The organism is Buttiauxella sp. S19-1, assembly GCF_022134725.1.
In the GTDB taxonomy this organism is placed as follows: Bacteria; Pseudomonadota; Gammaproteobacteria; order Enterobacterales; family Enterobacteriaceae; genus Buttiauxella; species Buttiauxella ferragutiae.
The window spans coordinates 13,172-30,267 of sequence record NZ_JAHWLU010000028.1 but is presented as its reverse complement, the minus strand read 5'-3'; the positions used below and the strand labels follow the sequence as shown (position 1 = coordinate 30,267).

The window sequence follows — 17,096 nt, the reverse complement described above, 5'->3', positions numbered from 1 at the left end:
GAAAAAACAACGATGAACGCATACGTGGTGGCGCAATATAAAAAACGTGGCGTACCGTTAATCAAACCCGTGGCCGGTTTGATTGCGGTGCTGGTTTTGGCAGGCTGTGGCACGGTGAAACCGGAGCCGATGACTCAGGATGAAATCACCGCACGCGTGAATCGCGACCGTGCGGAAATGTACCGCGGGCAGGAAGCCCTGCATGGCCCACTGACGTTATCCGACGCGATGGCGCGAGCGTTAAAATATAACCTCGATTACCGCCTGAAAATGATGGAAACCGCGCTGTCACGCAGCCTGCTGGATGTCTCGCAACAAGACATGCTGCCAAAACTGATGACGGATGCCGGTTATCGCTGGCGTGATAACGATTCGGGCGGCACCAGTGTCGGCATTGACGATGGCGTGATCAGCCTGCGTCCTTCCACCTCGGAAGAGCGCTCACATTACCTTGCCAGCGCGACTTTTTCGTGGGATGTGCTCGACTTCGGGATGAGCTACTTCCGCGCTAAACAGCAGGCAGATGAAGTGAACATCGCCGAAGAACGCCGCCGCAAAGTGCTGCAAAACATCGTCCAGGAAGTGCGTGATGCCTACTGGCGAGCGCTGGGCGCGCAGCGTTTGCTGGATGAAACCCAACCGCTGGCCGAGCAAATTGCCCAGGCGCTGGATAAAACCCGCGAAGCCGAACAGGCGGGGATTTTGCCACCGGTTGAAGGGCTGGAATACCAACGTGCGCTGCTGGATGGCATGACGTTGCTCAACCAGAAACGACAGCAAATGGAGCTGGCGAAAAGCGAACTGACGGCGCTGATCAACCTGCCGCCGGGCACGCCGCTGGTGTTGCAAGACACGCCAACGCCGCTGGCTCCGGCACCGACTAACATCGATAAGCTCGAGCAAATGGCGCTGGAACGCCGACCTGAATTGCGTGAAGAAGATTACAAAACACGCATCGACAGCTACGAAACCAAGCGGCAAATTGCCTCGTTATTCCCGAACCTGAACCTGTTCGCCGGGATTAACTACGACTCCAACGACTATCTCTACAACAGTAACTGGATTGAGAGTGGCGTGGGGGTTTCGATGAACCTGTTCAAACTGTTGAGCATTCCGTCGATTAGCACCGCCAACGACGCGCGCGCGCAAACCGATGATGCCCGCCGTATGGCGCTGAGCATGGCGGTGCTCACACAGGTGCGTGTCGCCACCGAACGCTACAAACTGGCCTCCTATGACTTCCAGATTGCCGAGCAATCGGCGCAAGTTGACCAGCGCCTGGCGAGTATTTCCCGCGCCGGATCGGACAACTCGCTGACCAGTGATTTGGAAACATTAAGAACCCAGGCGCGTTCCATCGTTTCCCGCTTCCAGGAAGCGTCATCGTATGCCGAAGCGCAGGCCGCTTATGGCCGAGTGCTGAACTCAGTAGGTATTGATTTGCTGCCAGATCAGGTGACAAAAACCGACGTTGCCAGCTTATCGCGACAAATTCAGACCAGTTTGCGCCAGCAAGAAAGTGCGGTGTTTGCCCATGCCGCTGGTATTGCTGTTGAAAAACACCCGGTGTCGATTCAGGTCACACGCCTGCCAGCAGGCGTTTCGCGTGGCAGCATCGAGCAATCCGTCGGGCGGGTCATTGAAGCGAACCACCTGTCGCTGGAACCGTCTCCGAGCAGTATCCATTTGCAAATGAGCTTTAGCGGCGGCACCAACAATGGCATGCGCAAAGGCGTGTGGACGATGCGTGTCAAAGATGCCACCGGTGCCGAAGTGCTGGCGCGTCAGTACGTGAGTTATCTGCCAAACGAAGCCAGCACGCGTTCTATCAGCGCCCTGGCCGAAGCGGCAACGTTATCGATTACCAGCGATTTACAACGAATTGCCGGGGCGACCCCCGTGTTGACCGCGACGCCATGAGGTATTTATGAAGACAAAAATAATGGTGGATGACGCTAACGCTTATCCCCCCTACAAAAACAACAGCGTCATCCGACAAAAATGGATGGTCGGGTTGATCTGCGCACTTTCCTGCTTATCCGCGCCCGCGTTTGCTGCGGATGGCTCTGCGGCGGTGCGCTTCCTGGTACTCGCCAATCGTGAAAGCCCGCTTTCCAGCGTGGTTCCAGGGCGGATGGCGAAAATTAACGTCCAGTTGGGCGATACCGTCACGCAAGGCAAACTGCTGGCGAACATGGATTGTAGCGACCTGGTAGCCCGCAAAAATGCCGCTGAAGCGGAGTTTCACGCCGCCCAACTGCGCTATGAAGCCAAAGCTAAACTGCAAGGATTACAATCGGCTGCGGCACTGGAAGTGGGCTTAGCCGCTTCCGAAGTGAACCGCACTAAAGGCCAGATGGGGATATTTGACGCCCAACTGGCGCAGTGCCGCTTCGTGGCTCCATTCAATGGGCGCGTCGCTAAAATCTATGTCAAAGAAGGCCAGGGGATTGGTGCGGGTGCGCCAGTGATTGATCTGGTCGGCAGCGGGACTTTGCGCGCACGGTTAAACGTGCCGTCAAGCTGGGTGCCGTGGCTAAAAATCGGCTCGCAGCTGAATGCCTCGGTCGGTGAAACCGGCAAACAATACCCGCTCACGGTGACGCACATTAGCGGCAAAGTGGATGCCGTTAGCCAGACCATCGAAATCGAAACCCGCTTCCCGGACAAAACCGACGACGTATTACCCGGCATGAGCGGACAAGCGGTAGCGGTTTGCCCGCCGGATGAAAACCGTTGCCTGAAAAGCGGGACCGCCAATTCGTGACCAGCAGTGTAGCTTTTTACCAACTGGCCGCCCGAGTCGAAACCATCAGCAATACCGCTGAACTCGGGTTTGCTATCTGTAATGAAACGCGCCAACTGGTGGATTACCGCCAGGCCGCACTGCTGTCGCTTGCGCCCAATAACCGCGCCAAACTGGTGGCCCATTCCGGGCTGAGCGATACCGACAACAACACGCCGTATGCCTTATGGCTGGCGGATGTGGCGCAGGAAATTGCGCCACATTGCCGAGCCTTACCCCCGGAAGCCCGTGTGCTGGCGCTGGCACCCGCACAATTAAGCGAAACGCTGGCTAAGCTGTGGAACGAGTGGTTGCCGCCGCAGGTTTGGGTACTGCCGCTCACCGGTGCCGACGGCGAAATACACGCGTTGTGGTTTTTAGGGCGCGACGAACCGTGGCCAACCTCGCTGGCTCCAGCATCGCCAGAATTTACCCTGCTGCAACTGAGCGGTTTGTACGGTTACGCCTGGTGGGCGTTAACCGCGCGCCCGTCGCGCTTTAAGCAATTCTGGCAGCGCAACACCGGACGCCGCCTCGCTTATATCCTGCTGGCAGTGCTGCTGGTGCTGTGTATTCCGGTGCGCGAATACACGCTGGTGCCAGCGGAAATTATCTCGCTGCAAAGTGAAGTGATTGCCGCGCCCGATTCCGGGGTGATTAAGCGCATGGTGGTGTTGCCAAACAGCGATGTAGTGAAAGACCAGGTGCTGGCGACTCTTGACGACACCACGCTGCATAACCGGCTGGCGGTGGCACAGGCCGAGCTGGAAACCGCTGAAACCACGCTGCATCAGGCTTCTCAGCAAGCGATTGAAGATCAACAGGCCAAGTCAGAACTGGCGATGGCCGAAGGTAAATGGCGCGAGAAAAAAGTGGAAGTGGAGTCGATAGTCCGTGACATCGATAAACTCACGATTCGCGCCCCAGGCAACGGCGTTTTCGTCTATTCCGACCCGGACGACTGGGCTGGCCGCCCGGTGCAAACGGGTGAGCGTATTGGCCTGCTGGCTGACCCCAATAGCCTCGGCGTGCGCGCCTGGGCACCGGTCAGCGAATCCACCAACCTGAATCGCGGCGCACCGATGACGGTATTTTTGAAAGTCGCCCCGCTCGATTCTTTTAGCGCGAAACTGGATTACGCAGGCTATCAAACCGTTGAAGCGCCCAACGGCGTGGCCAGTTATTTGCTGCGCGGCACGCTTGAAGGTAAACCAGAAGTGGCGCGTATTGGCTTACAAGGAACCGCGCGAGTGACCGGTGACTGGGCAATGCTCGGTTACCTGTTGCTGCGCCGCCCTATCGCCACCTTGCGTGCCGGGAGCGGCTGGTGATAAGCGGTGCCGCCACAGCGCCGCCGTGGCCTGCGCTGCGTGATGAACTGCGCCTCAATAGCGCAGGCAGCAACCGCGATGGTTCGCCGGCCTGGCATTTGGCCGATCCGGTGCGCAACCTGTTTTTCCGCCTCGGCTGGCTGGAAATCGAAATTCTCAAACGCTGGCAACTGGCTGATACCGCAAAAATCGCACAGGCGATTAATCAACACACCACGCTGAATGTGGATGAAGAGGACGTCAAAGCGTTTGTGCTGTTTTTGCAGCAGCAACAATTGCTGCGCACCGCGCGTTATCGCCCGGGGTCATCGGTGTGGAAATGGCTGTTGCACAGTTATTTGTTTATTCGTATTCCGTTGATTCACCCTGAAAAAGCCCTGCGTAAAGCGCTGCCGTGGTTGCAGCCGTTGTTCAGCAAAACTTTCTTGTGGCTGACGCTGTTAGTGGCGATGACCGGCATTGTGCTGGCGGCGCGCCAGTGGGATACCGTGGTTGCCACGCTGCATAATTCGGTGAGCTGGCAAGGTGCGGCGGCCTTTGCTATCGCGCTGGTGTTTTCCAAATGCTGGCATGAAATGGGGCACGCGTTAACCGCCACGCGCCACGGTGTGCGGGTTGGGCATATGGGTGTTGCGTTGCTGGTGATGCTGCCGATGGCCTACACCGACACCGGCGAAAGCTGGAAGCTGTTTCGTTCGCGCGATCGGCTAAAAATCGCCGCCGCCGGGATTGTTTCCGAGCTGGTGCTGGCGGCATGGGCGACGCTGCTGTGGTCATTCGCACCGGAAGGCAGCATCAAAAACGCGCTGTTTTTCCTGGCGACCACCGCCTGGGTGATGACAGTGGTGGTCAACGCCAGCCCGTTTATGCGCTTTGACGGCTACTACATTCTCAGCGATATGCTCGATTTCCCCGGCCTGCACGAACGCGCCGGAAACTGGGCAAAACGAGCGATGCGCTGGCACCTGTTTGGCATTAACGATCCCGCACCCGATAACGTCACTCCGGCCTTTGCGCGCTTTCTGACGCTGTTCGCTTTTGCCACCTGGATTTACCGCCTGCTGCTGTTTATCGGCATTGCGGTGGTGGTGTATCACGCCTTTTTTAAAGCGCTGGGCGTGATTTTATTTTTGGTAGAAATTGTCACTTTTGTGGTGCAACCGATGATCAAAGAGATCAAACACTGTTGGGCCAGGCGCGAGGAAAGCCAGCCGTTTTATCGCCGCAGGTTGCTGCTGATTGCTATTGCCGCGCTGCTGGTTATTTTTGTGCCGTGGTCAAATAAAGTGAGCCTGCCAGGTGTAGTGGAAGCCGGTTTTGTGCAACCGATTTACACGCCCTACAGCGCACGCCTTGAGAAAGTTTTTGTCACCGACGGCCAGCAAGTAAAAGCTGGGCAACCGCTGTTTGAGCTGATTGCGCCGTTGCCAGAAACCTCGCAACGTAAGGCGGAAGAAATGCGCCGCGCCTGGGAATACAGCGCCCGTGGTGCATTAGGGCTGGAGAAAGACGGCCCCGCCAAACAGGTGCTGGCGGATCAAATGGCACGCCAGTATTCACTGCAACAAAGCGCGGGGAATAGCGAATTGCTGCGCCTGCGGTTAGTTGCCGCCTCGAATGGGCGCATTGAAGATCGCGATCTTTCTTTGCAGCCTGGAAGCTGGATCTCAGCATCCACGCATATCGCCACGCTGGTGAATGCCGATCGCTGGCGGGTCAAAGCGCTGGTCGGGGAAGAGGATCTGGCGCGTTTACGGGTAGGTGCAACAGCCAGGATTTATCAACCTGGCGAGTGGCAACCGCTTATCGGACGCGTGGTGTCCATCGACCATAATGTGGTGACGCGCCTGCCTTCGTTGCTTTTAGCGAAAGAGCATGGCGGGCCGGTGGCATTAAACCCGACGGCGCAGGCCAAAGATTTGCACCCGCAAGGGGTTTGGTATCGCGTATCGATTGAAGGTGATGGTAAAGCGGCAGTGTTGAACCGGGAAAATCTCGCGGATATTTCAGTGGCAAGCTCGCGCCAGAGTCTTGCGCATCGTTGGTTTAATAGTGTGTCATTGATGTTGATTCAGCAAACGGGAATGGGCAAAGAGGGGTAATTTCAGCAGCGTCCTGGCATGAATGTCGGATGACGCTGCGTTTATCCGACCTACGAAAACAAATGGTTTCAAACAACGCGCATTAAAATTTGGGGGTTTTGTAGGGGGGATAAGCCGCAGGCGTCATCCACCAAACAGCGACCAAAGTCAGCCCCTCTTTGCAGAGGGGCTTAGTCCTTGCTACAGGATGCTCAATGAGGTGCATATCATTTAATGAGGCGGCTAAGTTACATTCCAAAACCCACCCCTTCCTCCTGGGATACTGGAAGGGGTCGTTCTATTAATGTCCGCTTCTGGACTCAGAGTCAATTGTTTGGAACTGACCTTTTCATTGATTTGCAATTCACCCGTCATACTTCAAGTTGAGTAACACGTCGTAATACTTTTGCCAGTTTTTGCTGATTAAACGGCTTACGCAAAAGCTCGACCGGCGGTAATTGTTGCCCGCTACGCCGCAGGTCCTGCCCGCTGATCAACAGGCAAGTCAGATGTGGATAATGCTCGCGCGCATGCTGCACCACATCGGCTCCGTTCATCGGCCCCGGTAACATCAAATCGCTGATGAGAATCTGAATATCCGGCACCTCTTTGAGAAACTGTAGCGCCTGCTGGCTGTCGCTGGTTTCCAGTGTCAAATAACCCAGTTGATGCAGTTGCTCACACAGCGTCTGGCGCACATCGTGTTCATCTTCCAGCACTAACACCAGTTGGTCCTGAAGCGGATTTTCCACAAGCATTAGCGGCACCGTTTCACTGACGGCCTGCGCAGATGCACGCGGCAGTTGCAAGCGCACTAACGTTCCCTGTCCCGGCGCACTTTCAATTTGCACTCGCCCACCGGACTGGCGCACAAAACCATACACCATCGACAACCCCAGCCCACTGCCGCTGCCAGTCTGTTTGGTGGTGAAGAAGGGTTCAAAAGCTTGCGCTTTGACTTCCGCCGACATGCCATGCCCACGGTCTGTCACTTCCAGCGCCACCATATCTTGTTTGCCACCGCCAGATCGCACCACTCGTTGGTTCCAGGTGCGGATTTTAATCGTGCCGCTTTGCCCTTCCATCGCATCACGCGCATTCATTACCAAATTGATAATCGCATTCTCAAGTTGATTCACATCGATCCACGCCGGCCACGCCGGATGCTGCGCTTCAATTTCCAGCGTCAACGTCGCAGGAAGTGAATGGCGAATCAGCGGGTCGAGGTTTTCCAGCAGGTTTTTCATCGCCACCGCATGAGGATGCAGCGATTGTTTGCGCGAAAAGGCCAGCAGACGCTGAGTGAGTTGCGCGCCGCGTTCGGCGGCTTTTAAGGCACGCTGAATGCGCGTGGCATCTGACGAATCCACCGATGTCAGCTCAAGACTACCGATAATCACCGCCAGCAAATTATTGAAATCATGCGCCAGGCCGCCGGTGAGTTGCCCCACTGCTTTCATTTTTTGGCTGTGAACCAGTGCTTCTTCCAGTGCTTTCCGCTCGGTGCGCTCCAGCACCACGTTCACCATGCCGCGCCCCGGCACCGGGCTAAAACGCAGCTCGATAGTGCGATTATCGGCAAGCCGTAGTTCTTGTGGTTTGGGTAACGGGCGTGAGAGGTTTTCAAGGATATGTTCCTGGAGCGGCGACACCTGTTTTAACAGATTCATGTAATGCTGCCCGCGCTGCAAACGTTCCGCTGCCAGCCCCAGCAGCAACGGATACTGCGGGTTCCACACCACCAAAATGCCGTCGTTATCGAACAACGCAAAACCATCGCGCATGGCATGGAAAGTGGTTTCCAGTTGAGTGCTTTTTTCTTTCAGTAATTTCGAGGTGTGTTCCAGCGAGGCGGTGTTGCGCGCAAACACGTTAAAGGCACGCGCCAGCTCGCCCAGTTCATCACGGCGCTGCAACGCAGGCACGCTGACATCGCGCTCCCCCCGCGCCAGCCGTGTCATGGCGTGGGAAATTGCCGTCAGGTTCGAGCCAAGATTGCGATAGATATACCAGCCCGCAAAGCCGGTAATCACCAGCGCCAGCAAGGCAAACAGGCCAATAAAAGCAATCATCGATTGCAGCTCTTGATGGCTCTGTTCGCTGCGGTTGAGCGACTCCTGTGCCACTTTTTGCACGTACTGGTTGATGTCATCATTCAAAAACGCCACCAGCGCTTTGATGTGATACATAAACCACGAGATGCCCAAATCGCTGTTATCCAGCGCCTGAGAAAGTGGCAGTAATTGCTGCAAATGTGCGGTGAACTCCTGCAATATCTCATCGACTAGCGGTGAATCATCATGCGCCGGAAGCTGCGCCATGACTTCGGTGAGTTGCACCACGGTGGCTTTCGGCGAAGGGGTTTGGATGGCAATCAGAATCAGGCGGTCCATTTCCGTTAACAGCCGCGCTTCGGGCGTCGTCCGTCCGTCACGGGCATTGATGTCCTGAATATGATGCAGATAACTTTGGTTTTGATACAGCGCACTGAGCAGCGCGTTACGTTCCAGATGGCGACGATGCCCCAGTTCCAGCATGCGCGTAACACTGCTTTCCAGTTCGTTACTGCGCTCGGTGATGCGCTTGACCAGCTGCGGTTCATGGCTGGCGAGCGGCGCGTTCGCCAGGTGATTGAGCGAGTTTTGCAACGCCTGCTGGGTTTGCTGTAAACGCTGCGCTTCGCTCTGATATTCCAGCGCACCAACCACTTGCGTGAGGCGCACCGCCGCCGTCGCCACATTCGCGGTATCCCGCGCCAACTCCATGCTGCCGGACATGTCACTGAGCGTTTGCCCCTGCACTTGTTCCTGCAAACGGCTGGCATGATTAAAGCCGAGAATTGCCACGCCACACACCATTAAGGTCACCGCCACCACCAGCAAGTTAAAGGACAGCAAGCGTCCGCGAGCGCTGGTGAGGAACGGTGTGCGGGGTGCAGGCATAGTTTGGCTCCGGTGATGATTTTCAGTGTGGTTTGCCCTCACCCCAACCCTCTCCCCCAGGAGAGGGAGAAAACCGATTGGTCCCCTCTCCCTCAGGGAGAGGGCTGGGGTGAGGGTGGATATATGACAAATATGAACGACTTCTGACATTTTGCATTTACTTAGACGTGTTCAACTGGCAGCAATCGAAACCTTACCTGCAGGAGCTGCGACATGAGTCACGTTCCCATTCTGGAGATGCGCAATATTGCCAAGTCATTCGGCAAATTTTTTGCGTTGAAAGGGGTCGATTTAACGGTGTTCCCCGGCGAAATACACGCCTTAATGGGGGAAAACGGCGCCGGTAAAAGCACGCTGATGAAAATCCTTGCCGGGGCGTATACCGCCACCAGCGGCGAGATTTTAATTAACGGCGAACCGTACAGCATCAAGGGGCCAAAAGATGCGTTAAACGCCGGCATCACGCTGATTTACCAGGAAATGCAGCTCGCCCCTAACCTCACCGTGGCAGAAAATATTTTCCTCGGCAGCGAGCTTTCACGCGCCGGTTTAGTGAAGCGCAAAGAGATGCTGATGCAGGCGCAGACGGTTATCGACCGCCTCGGCGCACAGTTTAAGGCCAGCGATTTAGTCTCGCGCCTGACAATTGCCGAGCAGCAGCAGGTGGAAATCGCCCGCGCACTGCACCGTAACAGCCGCATTTTAGTGATGGATGAACCCACCGCCGCACTGTCGTCCCGTGAAACGCACCGCCTGTTCGAGCTGATTATGCGGCTGCGCGATGAAGGGATGGCGATTATCTATATCAGCCACCGCATGGCGGAAGTGTACGAGCTGTCTGACCGCGTCAGCGTGCTGCGCGACGGGCAATACGTCGGCAGTCTGACGCGTGAAAACCTCAACGCTAACGAACTGGTGCGCATGATGGTCGGCCGCCCGCTAAGCGATCTGTTCAATAAAGAACGCGATATTCCGCAGGGGAATGTGCGCCTGAACGTTCACCACCTGACGGATGGCGCAAAAGTGCAGCCGGTCAGTCTGCAAGTGAAATCCGGTGAAATCGTCGGGCTGGCGGGGCTGGTGGGTGCCGGACGTTCCGAGCTGGCACAGCTGATTTTTGGCGTGCGCAAATCGACCGGCGGCAACATCGAAATTGATGGCAAGCCGGTGAAGATTCATTCACCGCGTGAAGCTATTCACTACGGGATCGGTTTCCTGACCGAGAACCGCAAAGAGCAGGGTTTGTTCCTCGAACTCGCCGCACAAGACAACATCACCATGGCGACGCTGGAACGCGACGCACACTACGGCTGGCTGGATCGCAAAAAAGCCCAGACCATTTCTGACGATGCTATCAGCCTGCTGAATATCCGAGTGCCGCACGCGCAAGTGCGGGCTGGCGGGTTATCCGGCGGTAATCAGCAAAAACTGCTGATCTCGCGCTGGGTGGCGATCGGCCCGCGTATTTTGATCCTCGATGAACCGACGCGCGGCGTGGATGTCGGGGCGAAAAGCGAGATCTACCGGATCATGAGCCAGATGGCGAAACAAGGCGTGGCGATCCTGATGATCTCCAGTGAGTTGCCGGAAATCGTCGGCATGAGTGACCGGGTTTATGTGATGCGCGAAGGCAGTATCGCGGGCGAATTGCACCCCGCCGAGATCACTCAAGAGAATATTATGACGCTGGCAACGGGCGTTGAAGATGCCCATAAAAAGGGGATTCACCATGGCTAGCCCAACCACACCACAACAAGTCGCCAAATCTGCCTCGCTGAAAAAAGCGCTGTTCGGCGACTTGATGCAAACCGTCGGCATTTTGCCAATATTGATCCTGATCGTCGCCATTTTTGGGTTTATCACGCCCAACTTTTTTACCGAATCTAACCTGCTGAATATCGCCCGCCAGTCGTCGATCAATATCGTTCTCGCGGCGGGGATGACGTTCATTATTTTGACCGGTGGTATCGACCTTTCCGTTGGCTCTATTTTGGGTACCACGGCGGTGACGGCGATGGTGGTTTCACTCATGCCGGGTTGGGAATCACTGTCGATTCCTGCCGCGCTGATGATGGGCACCGGGCTTGGGTTGTTTAACGGCATGCTGGTGGCCTGGGCTGGATTACCGCCGTTTATTGTCACCCTCGGCACCTATACGGCATTACGCGGTGCGGCCTATTTGCTGGCTGACGGCACCACGGTGATTAACTCGAATATCAATTTTGAATGGATTGGCAATGCGTATCTCGGACCGATTCCGTGGCTGGTGGTGATTGCGCTGGCGGTGATTGTCGTCTGTTGGTTCATTCTGCGGCGCACCACGCTCGGCGTTCATATTTACGCGGTCGGCGGCAACATGCAGGCCGCCCGTCTGACAGGCATTAAAGTCTGGATGGTGTTGCTGTTCGTGTATGGCATGAGCGGGCTGCTTTCCGGGCTGGGCGGGGTGATGAGCGCCTCGCGGTTGTATAGCGCCAACGGCAATCTTGGCACCGGTTATGAGCTGGATGCTATCGCTGCGGTGATCCTCGGCGGCACTAGCTTCGTCGGCGGGATTGGCACCATTACCGGCACGCTGGTCGGCGCGCTGATTATTGCCACGCTCAACAATGGTATGACGCTAATGGGCGTCTCGTATTTCTGGCAACTGGTGATCAAGGGTGCGGTGATCATCATTGCGGTGCTGATCGACAAATACCGTACCCGCCACCATCAAAGTGCATAACGTAAACGGTGGATGACGCTATCGCTTATCCACCCTACCAAACCGATAACCATGCTCTTTCGTAGCTCGGATAAGCGTGAGCGTCATCCGACAAAACCAGACAGGAGATTCACCATGCGTTTGAAGATACTAGCTGCAGCACTCATGATTGCCGCCGTACCGTTTGTTCAGGCAAAAGAGCTGAAATCCATCGGGGTGACGGTGGGTGACCTCGCCAACCCGTTCTTCGTGCAGATAACCAAAGGTGCCGAACTGGAAGCCCGTAAGCTTGCGGGAGATAACGTGAAAGTGACGCTGGTTTCCAGCGGTTACGATCTCGGCCAACAGGTTTCTCAAATTGATAATTTTATCGCCGCCAAAGTCGACATGATCATTTTGAACGCGGCGGATTCCAAAGGGATCGGCCCGGCGGTGAAACGTGCGAAAGACGCGGGGATCGTGGTGGTTGCGGTGGACGTGGCAGCGGAAGGGGCGGATGCGACGATCACCTCGAACAACACTCAGGCGGGTGAAATCGCCTGTAAGTACATTGCGGATCGCCTGAAAAACAAAGGCAACGTGGTGATCATCAACGGGCCGCCGGTTTCCGCCGTGCAGAACCGTGTAGAAGGCTGCGAAACCGAGTTTAAAAAGCATCCTGATATCAAGATCCTTTCTTCTAATCAGAACGCCAAAGGCAGCCGCGAAGGTGGACTTGAAGTGATGACTTCTTTGCTGGCGGCAAATCCGAAGATCGACGGCGTGTTTGCGATCAACGATCCGACAGCGATCGGTGCCGATCTGGCAGCGAAACAAGCCCAACGTAACGAGTTCTTCATCGTTGGTGTGGATGGCAGCCCGGATGCGGAAGAAGCCCTGAAACGCGGCGGAAATACGCTGTTTGTCGCCACACCTGCGCAAGACCCGCAAGTGATGGCTGCCAAAGCGGTTGAGATTGGTTACGACATTCTGCAAGGCAAGCCTGCGCCGAAAGAGCCGGTGCTGATTCCAGTAACCATGATCGATAAAAATAATATCGGGACGTATAAGGGTTGGACGGTGAAATAACTTTTCCCCTCACCCCAACCCTCTCCCAAAGGAGAGGGGAAAACCGACCTGTTCCCTCTCCCTCAGGGAGAGGGCCAGGGTGAGGGTTGTTGAAAGGAGACAAAATGAAACGCTCCGAAATAAACCAGATCCTCGCGCAAACACGCCATTTCTTTATGCAGCACGATGTTCATTTGCCGCCATTCGCCTCGTATAACCTGGCTAAATGGCAGCAGACGGATAAACAAATCTGGCAAGAGGTGTTCAATCTCAAACTGGGATGGGACGTGACCGCTTTTGGCGGCAGCGATTTTTTGGCTCAGGGGCTGACGCTTTTCACCCTGCGTAACGGCTCACCCGATGGCGCACCCTATGCCAAATGCTACGCTGAAAAAATCATCCATGTGCGCGAAGGGCAACTCACGCCGATGCATTTTCACTGGCGCAAACGCGAGGACATTATCAATCGCGGCGGCGGTAATTTGATTGTCGAACTGTGGAATTCAGACCAGTTCGAGCAGACCGAAGACAGCGATGTCACTGTGGTTATCGATGGCTGTCGCCAGACTCACGCCGCAGGCAGCCAGTTGCGCCTGTCACCCGGTGAGAGCATTTGCCTGGTGCCCGGCATTTACCACAGTTTTTGGGGCGAGGCGGGTTACGGCGACGTGCTGGTTGGCGAAGTGTCGATGGTCAATGATGACGACCGCGACAACCGTTTTCTCAAACCGCTTGAGCGCTTTAATTCCATCATTGAAGACGCGCCAATCCAGCAATTGCTGTGCAATGAATATCGCCAATACCTTTAATTTTCAACCATTTTGTCCCAACACCAGGGGAAACTATTATGGCTTTGATATCGCTCGCAGATGGCCTGGCTCATGCCCGCGCAAACGGCTATGCACTCGGCGCTTTTAACGTTCTGGACAGCCATTTTCTGCGCGCCCTTTTTGCCGCTGCAAAACAAGAAAACTCGCCGTTTATCATCAACATTGCCGAAGTGCATTTTAAGTATGTGTCGCTGGAATCACTGGTCGAAGCCGTCAAATTCGAAGCAGCTCGCCACGATATTCCGCTGGTGCTCAATCTCGACCATGGCCTGCATTTTGAAGCGGTAGTGCGCGCTTTACGCCTCGGTTTTAGCTCAGTGATGTTCGATGGTTCTACACTTGAATATGAAGAGAACGTCCGCCAGACCAGAGAAGTGGTGAAAATGTGCCACGCGGTGGGGGTCTCGGTCGAAGCCGAACTGGGCGCAGTGGGCGGTGACGAAGGCGGTGCGCTGTATGGCGAGGCCGACAGCAACAAATTTACCGACCCGGCAGTGGCGCGTGATTTTGTCGACAGAACTGGCATCGACACGCTGGCGGTCGCCATTGGCAACGCCCACGGCAAGTATAAAGGCGAGCCAAAACTCGATTTCGACCGTCTGGCGGCGATTCGCCAACAAACCGGCCTGCCGCTGGTATTACATGGCGGTTCAGGCATCAGCGATGAGGATTTTCGCAAAGCGATAACCCTCGGTATTCACAAGATAAATTTCTATACCGGCATGTCGCAAGCGGCCCTCGGTGCCATCGAGCAACGCATGAATCAACGTCACGCCATTTATGACGAGTTCGCCGAGTTATTGCTGGGTATTGAAGAGGCGATTACCGATGTCGTCGCGCAACAAATGCAGATTTTTGGCAGTTCAGGAAAGGCGTAAGGAGAGGTTATGACAGAGCGCAGCGGGATTATCGCCGCCGGAAATATGTTGGTCGACCATGTACATCAAATTGTGCAATGGCCGCAGCGCGGGTGGCTGGCGGAAATCGTTCACAGTGAACGCTCAACTGGCGGCGCGCCGTTAAATGTGTTGCTGACGCTGGCAAAAATGCATGTCGGGCTACCGCTGCAAGCTGTGGGATTGGTCGGTGACGATCATGACGGCGACTATATTATGGCCATGTTGGATCAGTATCATGTCAATCGCCAGCATGTGCACCGCACTACTTTCGCGCCAACGTCGATGTCGCAAGTAATGACCGACCCGAGCGGGCAACGCACGTTTTTCCACTCGCCTGGCGCTAATCGTTTGCTTGATTTACCCGCCTTTGACCGCCTTGAAACATCCTTCAAAATCTTCCACCTCGGCTATTTGTTGCTGCTTGATAGTCTTGATATGGAAGATGCGGAATACGGCACACGCAGCGCCCGATTGTTGGCCATGATGTCCCTGCAAGGCTATGAAACCTCGCTGGATTTAGTCTCGCGCCAGGGCGACCCGCGTTACCGCCCGATGGTGCTCCCTGCCCTGCGCTGGCTGGATTACCTGGTGATTAATGAACTGGAAGCCGGTGAGTTTAGCGGGCTGGACATCCGCCATGCTAACGGTGCACCGCATGTCGAAAATATTGCGCAAGCGGCAACGTTGCTGCTGGAATCGGGTGTGAAGCAAAGAGTAGTGATTCATTGCCCGGAAGGTGCATGGGGCATAGAACGTGGAGGCGAAGGTACATGGGTGCCGTCGTTTATGTTGGCTCAAGAGGAAATTGTCGGCAGCGTTGGTGCGGGTGACGCTTTTTGCGCCGGAATATTATATGGCTGCCATGAAAAATGGCCGCTGGTCGATAGCCTGAAATTAGCTCACGCCTGCGCTCGCGCGAATTTGTTATGTGCAAATGCGATCGATGGCGCAAAAACATTAACGGAATTGCAGAGTTTTATAAGCGAGCGGAGTTGATATTTATTACGCCTTCAACTAATAATCACGACATCAATATGATTAAGATTATTTACGAGGGATATTCCAGAACGATGTAATCATGATAAATGAATTACATTAGCAATTTAATATCTAATAAATAAAAACTCAGTAAACTATGCGGCGGGTGCTTAGGGCTTTCTGTCCTGAGCATAAGTGAGGGATATTCTTAAACTTTAAGAATAAGAAAGCCCCGGGCAACTTTAACGTTAACCCGAGGCTGATCCTCAACTCCCAACAAGTTGAGGTTAGCCTCTTACTCGCCGCAAGGCAAGGAGTAAAAAGGCATGAAGCCTACAAAGACTGTTGTCATATGTTTATTAATTGTTTGCTTAACATTAATAGCAATTACCTTATTAACACGCCGTAATTTATGCGAAGTGAAAATAAGGAATGATAAACAGGAGGTAGCTGCCAGGCTGGCCTGCTCCGAATAGTAAAGCTATCCGGGCGGGGTTCGCCCCGCCCAACTTGTGAAGGAATTAAGGGAAAAGTCTTAAGCACCCATTTATTATTTATAATTCAAGCCGCATTATTCTCCGCCTGAATAACATCAGCCGAAAAAACATAGCCAATACCGCGAATGGTGCGGATTAAAGCGGGCTGATGCGGGTTTAATTCTATTTTTCGCCGCAGGCGCATAATCAGCACATCAATCGTTCTGTCGAAGACCTCCAGGCTTTCGCTGTGGGTCAACTCCAGCAGTCGTTCACGCGATAACACTTTGCGGGAATTTTGCATTAATGCCAGCAGTAAGCCGTATTCGCCCTGGGTGAGGTCTACTTGCTCATGGGCAGCATTCAATAACTGACAACGCTCGGTGTCCAGCCGCCAACCGTTGAAATGCAGGCCGCTGCTTTTTGTCGTCGTCGTTTCCACCGCCAGTGCGCCAGAACGCCGTAGCACCGCTTTAACACGCGCCACCACCACGCGCGGGTTGAACGGTTTGGCGATGTAGTCATCGGCGCCCATCTCCAGCCCCACTACTACATCGGATTCGCTGCCAAGGCCAGTTAGCATTACTACCGGTAAATCAGGACGCTGACGCTGAATATGTTGCAGCACCAGTAACCCGTTAATATCCGGCAGGATCATATCCAGCAGCACCAGGGCGATTTCTGGGTGCTGAGCAATCGCAGTCTGCGCGTCATTCCCGGAGTGGCAAACCCTCACCTCAAACACGTGCTCATTGAGCACATCGCGCAGCACCTCGCAGATCGCCAAATCGTCATCCACCAGCAAAATGGCAGGCTTCATTATTGAACTCCGGAGGATGAAAAGAGACATGGGGTAAGTGTGGGTGATTGTGGAAGGAGTGCCGCACAAAAGATAAATACCCATGTTGAATTTTCAACCGGTGTCACAAACCGTGTTCCGCTCGACACGTCACTTTTGACGATGTCCTGTTTTTCGTCAGGGTTTTGCTGCTTTTATCACCGTAAGATGCCTGTAATTCCCAC

13 protein-coding genes are annotated in these 17,096 nt (G+C 54.8%); 11 read left to right on the top strand and 2 right to left on the bottom strand.

From position 1 onward, the window contains the following. Positions 1-12 precede the first annotated feature (12 nt). The 4 genes from MES37_RS09105 to MES37_RS09090 are packed head-to-tail and all read left to right on the top strand — an operon-like array spanning position 13 to position 6,218. Positions 13-1,920, top strand: a complete 1,908-nt coding sequence (locus tag MES37_RS09105) for a TolC family protein (protein ID WP_064541106.1) — start codon at positions 13-15, stop codon at positions 1,918-1,920. A gap of 7 nt (positions 1,921-1,927) precedes the next feature. Beyond that, complete coding sequence (locus MES37_RS09100) at positions 1,928-2,767, top strand: efflux RND transporter periplasmic adaptor subunit (protein WP_083963222.1); 840 nt, start codon at positions 1,928-1,930, stop codon at positions 2,765-2,767. Continuing rightward, complete coding sequence (locus MES37_RS09095) at positions 2,764-4,116, top strand: efflux RND transporter periplasmic adaptor subunit (RefSeq protein WP_064541109.1); 1,353 nt, start codon at positions 2,764-2,766, stop codon at positions 4,114-4,116. The genes MES37_RS09100 and MES37_RS09095 overlap by 4 nt, the downstream gene beginning before the upstream one ends. After that, positions 4,113-6,218, top strand: a complete 2,106-nt coding sequence (locus tag MES37_RS09090; protein ID WP_237931148.1) for an HlyD family efflux transporter periplasmic adaptor subunit — start codon at positions 4,113-4,115, stop codon at positions 6,216-6,218. The genes MES37_RS09095 and MES37_RS09090 overlap by 4 nt, the downstream gene beginning before the upstream one ends. A gap of 350 nt (positions 6,219-6,568) precedes the next feature. Here the strand turns inward: MES37_RS09090 and MES37_RS09085 are convergent, their stop codons facing one another. Next, complete coding sequence (locus MES37_RS09085; RefSeq protein WP_064541112.1) at positions 6,569-9,139, bottom strand: ATP-binding protein; 2,571 nt, start codon at positions 9,137-9,139, stop codon at positions 6,569-6,571. Positions 9,140-9,352: 213 nt separating this feature from the next. Here MES37_RS09085 and MES37_RS09080 point away from each other — a divergent pair, with 213 nt between their 5' ends. From MES37_RS09080 to MES37_RS09050, 7 genes are all read left to right on the top strand, one after another. Beyond that, positions 9,353-10,876 (top strand): sugar ABC transporter ATP-binding protein, encoded by a 1,524-nt coding sequence (locus MES37_RS09080; protein WP_121814514.1) that lies wholly within the window; start codon positions 9,353-9,355, stop codon positions 10,874-10,876. Beyond that, positions 10,869-11,864 (top strand): ABC transporter permease subunit, encoded by a 996-nt coding sequence (locus MES37_RS09075; protein WP_064541127.1) that lies wholly within the window; start codon positions 10,869-10,871, stop codon positions 11,862-11,864. Before MES37_RS09080 ends, MES37_RS09075 begins: the two co-directional genes overlap by 8 nt. A 114-nt stretch (positions 11,865-11,978) precedes the next feature. Then, positions 11,979-12,911, top strand: a complete 933-nt coding sequence (locus tag MES37_RS09070; RefSeq protein WP_064541130.1) for an ABC transporter substrate-binding protein — start codon at positions 11,979-11,981, stop codon at positions 12,909-12,911. 104 nt (positions 12,912-13,015) lie between these two features. Then, entirely contained in the window at positions 13,016-13,699 is a 684-nt protein-coding gene (locus MES37_RS09065; protein WP_133523039.1) for a D-lyxose/D-mannose isomerase, read from the top strand. A 38-nt stretch (positions 13,700-13,737) separates the two neighbouring features. Further along, positions 13,738-14,598: a ketose 1,6-bisphosphate aldolase gene (locus MES37_RS09060; protein WP_064541136.1), complete on the top strand. Its 861-nt coding sequence runs from the start codon at positions 13,738-13,740 to the stop codon at positions 14,596-14,598. Positions 14,599-14,607: 9 nt separating this feature from the next. Further along, the gene (locus tag MES37_RS09055; RefSeq protein WP_121814515.1) at positions 14,608-15,615 is read left to right on the top strand and encodes a carbohydrate kinase family protein; all 1,008 of its coding nucleotides are present in this window, start codon (positions 14,608-14,610) and stop codon (positions 15,613-15,615) included. Positions 15,616-15,923: 308 nt separating this feature from the next. Then, the gene (locus tag MES37_RS09050) at positions 15,924-16,073 is read left to right on the top strand and encodes a Hok/Gef family protein (RefSeq protein ID WP_074388493.1); all 150 of its coding nucleotides are present in this window, start codon (positions 15,924-15,926) and stop codon (positions 16,071-16,073) included. A gap of 85 nt (positions 16,074-16,158) precedes the next feature. Here the strand turns inward: MES37_RS09050 and MES37_RS09045 are convergent, their stop codons facing one another. Further along, positions 16,159-16,893 carry a response regulator transcription factor gene (locus MES37_RS09045; RefSeq protein ID WP_121814518.1) on the bottom strand — a complete coding sequence of 245 codons (735 nt, stop codon included), beginning with the start codon at positions 16,891-16,893 and terminating at the stop codon, positions 16,159-16,161. Positions 16,894-17,096: the final 203 nt, after the last annotated feature.